At 34.1% G+C, this 2,988-nt stretch carries 6 protein-coding genes and 1 pseudogene; all 7 read left to right on the top strand.

What is annotated here, in order from left to right; all coding sequences use genetic code 11:
* Positions 1-362: pseudogene (locus tag JGH11_RS19585) on the top strand (hypothetical protein); the annotation flags it as partial.
* Positions 346-942, top strand: a complete 597-nt coding sequence (locus tag JGH11_RS19580; RefSeq protein ID WP_236264240.1) for a hypothetical protein — start codon at positions 346-348, stop codon at positions 940-942. The pseudogene JGH11_RS19585 and the gene JGH11_RS19580, both read left to right, overlap by 17 nt.
* Positions 939-1,583: a DNA cytosine methyltransferase gene (locus JGH11_RS19575; RefSeq protein WP_201114582.1), complete on the top strand. Its 645-nt coding sequence runs from the start codon at positions 939-941 to the stop codon at positions 1,581-1,583. The genes JGH11_RS19580 and JGH11_RS19575 overlap by 4 nt, the downstream gene beginning before the upstream one ends.
* 23 nt (positions 1,584-1,606) lie before the next feature.
* The gene (locus JGH11_RS19570; protein ID WP_201114580.1) at positions 1,607-1,930 is read left to right on the top strand and encodes a hypothetical protein; all 324 of its coding nucleotides are present in this window, start codon (positions 1,607-1,609) and stop codon (positions 1,928-1,930) included.
* Positions 1,927-2,136, top strand: a complete 210-nt coding sequence (locus JGH11_RS19565; RefSeq protein WP_201114578.1) for a hypothetical protein — start codon at positions 1,927-1,929, stop codon at positions 2,134-2,136. Before JGH11_RS19570 ends, JGH11_RS19565 begins: the two co-directional genes overlap by 4 nt.
* Before the next feature lie 5 nt (positions 2,137-2,141).
* On the top strand, positions 2,142-2,552 hold the full coding sequence (locus tag JGH11_RS19560) for a VRR-NUC domain-containing protein (protein WP_201114577.1): 411 nt from the start codon (positions 2,142-2,144) through the stop codon (positions 2,550-2,552).
* A 1-nt stretch (position 2,553) separates the two neighbouring features.
* Positions 2,554-2,988: hypothetical protein (locus JGH11_RS19555; RefSeq protein ID WP_201114576.1), on the top strand; the 435-nt coding region annotated here is incomplete at its 3' end.

The following is a 2,988-nucleotide window of genomic DNA, read 5'->3' as shown; positions in this document are numbered from 1 at the left end:
ATATTATATATATAAAGGGCGAAGAAAAAATTTTGAAAAAGTCTCTTTATGAAGTATTAGAAAAAATGCTTTCAGATCAAACCTACATCGAAAGACTTTGCATGAATACTAAAACCCTTTACAGCGATTTGACGGATTATATAAAATCTTTTTTTGTAGAGCTTGAAAAAAGGGGCGAAGAAACAAAAGACCTTGTGGATGCTAAATTTCATTTTTCAAATTGGCTTAATTCAGAAAAAGAAAAAGAACAATCTCAAAAGAAACGTTCAGAAAGACGTGCCCTTATTCCTACTCACGCAGCAGCAAATTATAATAACGACCAACAACTTAAAGAAAAGATAGAAAATGACACAAGGTGGTGATACATTCAAATCGGTATTTGACGAAATGAAAGCCCACGGTATGGCTATACCGACCCAAAAGGTAAATATCCAGATACCAGACGCAAGAAAAATACTTGAAAACTGCTTTAAATACTTCTTGTCATTTCAGAATGTAGAGTTTGCATGGCAGCCAGAATACAAAGAGATCGCTAAATGGCTGGAAAACAATAACGGAAGGGGGCTTTTTCTTCATGGTGATTGCGGACGTGGCAAAAGCCTACTCGCAAGATATATTATTCCTGCTATACTATTGAAGTACACTCGAAAAGTTGTTGCTGTTTACGATGTGCAGGAAATGAACCGAAGCATTGACGAAGTTCTAAAAAAGCACATTATAGCCCTTGACGATATAGGTACGGAAGAAGTATCAGTAAGCTACGGCAATAAACGGCTTGCATTTTCCGAAATAATGGACGCAGCAGAGAAATACGGAAAGCTAGTGATTATTACAACGAATCTCAACAAAGAAAATATAGCGAAATACGGAGAACGAATTTATGACCGTATCGTATCTACAACAAAACGAATCGAATTTAAAGGACAAAGTTTAAGGAAATGAAGATACTGAATTGTTACGCAGGAATAGGCGGTAATCGTAAGCTATGGGAAGATGAACACGAGATAACAGCCGTTGAGCTTGATGAGAAGATAGCTGCTATTTATCAAGACCTATTTCCTAATGACACGGTTATTATTGGTGATGCACATCAATATCTTTTGGAGCATTACAAAGAATTTGAAGATGGCTTTATTTGGGCTTCACCTCCATGCCCTACGCATTCTATTTTGAATTATGGATTAAATGCTAAAGGATATGTCAGATACCCAGATATGATTCTTTACCAAGAGATTATTTTACTTAAGACATTCTTTAAAGGTAAGTATTGTATTGAGAATGTGAAAAGCTATTACGATCCACTTATACAACCGCAAGTTTCTGGACGTCATTATTATTGGGCAAACTTTAATATTCCAAATCTGCAAAACAGAATAAAAATAAGAGATATATGTGGAAATAATGGAGGAAATAAAATAAAAAGTTCAAAAAAACTTCTTGGATTTGATTTATCAAATTACGATTTTCCAAACAAAGAAAAGCTCCTTCGTAACTGTGTTGATCCTCTTATAGGTAAAGCAATACTTGATAAGGTTTTAGAAATACAAGAATGCAATTCTATCAAACAAGGAGTATTATTTTAATCACAACAATAACCCCAAATATCATGGCAAGATCAAAACCAAAACCAGAAAGCGAAAAATTACAGGATGTAGTAAATACGATTGAGCATTTTGAATCGGTATCTAAAGCAGCCAAATTACTTGAAGAATATAAATCAAAACTTGGAAAGCAAAAAGCAATCAGGATAACAGATACATTGCAAATAGAAGTTTCCGCAAGGCTTACGAAAGCTGAAATCATAGAACGTGTAAAGAGGTTTATTTACAGGCATCAGATTGACGAAAGAAGATTGCATCCGATTGCAAAGAACCTTCTTTACGGAAAGAATAATAAAAGTTTAACAAGTCAAATGGGGTTAGCGGTATGATAGTTTATAGAATTAAACATAAACCCACAGGTCTTTTTATTTCTGAGAATAACACTTTAAGTAAAGATGGTTGTCTTTACACATGGAAGCCGACAATACATAAAGATCTAGGAGAACCTATTTTGCATATATGGCAAGGTAAAAAAGAAATCCTTTGGGTTCTCCCATCAGCATTGGAGATTAAAGAATACGAATTAGAAGATTAAATATAATGGCTCTCACCATATCCGAATACGAAAAACTAAAGGAGATAAACAATAGCAAGCAAAAACGTAATATCTCTTTCGAAGAAGCAAACATTCAAGCTGCTTTCTTTACCGTTGCTGCAATGTTGCCGTATGACTTAGATAAGACACTGTTTCATATCCCCAACGAAGGCAAGCGCAATCCTAAATTCGTAAAGAAGTCGGGAATCAAAAAAGGAGTTGCAGATGTCTTTCTCTCAAAAGCAAATAGTAAGTATCACGGATTGTACATAGAGTTCAAAACAGAAGATGGAAAGCAGACAGCCGATCAAATAGAGTTTCAAAAACAAGTTGAAGCAGAAAGTTACAAGTATGTAGTTTGCCGTTCAGCTTCACAAGGAATAGAAGTATTAAAGGAATATTTAAAAGATAGGTAAGATGAGTATAGATGATATAAAAATAGGGAATTGGTTTATAGGGTATGATGATAAACCGTTTCAATGGAGTTTTCCGCATTTTGCATTATTTTCTAGTGGCGTTGATTTAGATGAGATAATAAAAGAATCAATAATACTTACGGAAGAAAATATATTGAAGTTTAGACGTATAGAGTCTGGTAATTTTAAACCATTTGAATTTAGATGTGTACCTCCAAGTGAAAGACAGATAGAAAATAATTATTGGTCTGGATGGTTAGATACGTCTGTTTGCGAACATAAATTACACTTGTCTCCATCATACGGTCATACATGGATTGATAAAAAACCTGTAAAGAATAATATACCTGAATGGTGGTTTTGTTGGTATTGCGGGGATAATGGTTGGTTTATATCAATGTTATTTAAAGAATTAAAATACGTACATCAATTACAG

Source organism: Dysgonomonas sp. Marseille-P4677 (assembly GCF_016652235.1).
Taxonomy (GTDB): Bacteria; Bacteroidota; Bacteroidia; order Bacteroidales; family Dysgonomonadaceae; genus Dysgonomonas.
Note: the sequence above shows the minus strand (reverse complement) of the source record. Positions and strands in the feature narration are given on the sequence as shown.

Coding starts and splice junctions, on each gene's coding strand:
- JGH11_RS19580 (WP_236264240.1), top strand. CDS start 346: ATGACACAAGGTGGTGATACATTCAAATCGGTATTTGACGAAATGAAA.
- JGH11_RS19570 (WP_201114580.1), top strand. CDS start 1,607: ATGGCAAGATCAAAACCAAAACCAGAAAGCGAAAAATTACAGGATGTA.
- JGH11_RS19560 (WP_201114577.1), top strand. CDS start 2,142: ATGGCTCTCACCATATCCGAATACGAAAAACTAAAGGAGATAAACAAT.
- JGH11_RS19575 (WP_201114582.1), top strand. CDS start 939: ATGAAGATACTGAATTGTTACGCAGGAATAGGCGGTAATCGTAAGCTA.
- JGH11_RS19565 (WP_201114578.1), top strand. CDS start 1,927: ATGATAGTTTATAGAATTAAACATAAACCCACAGGTCTTTTTATTTCT.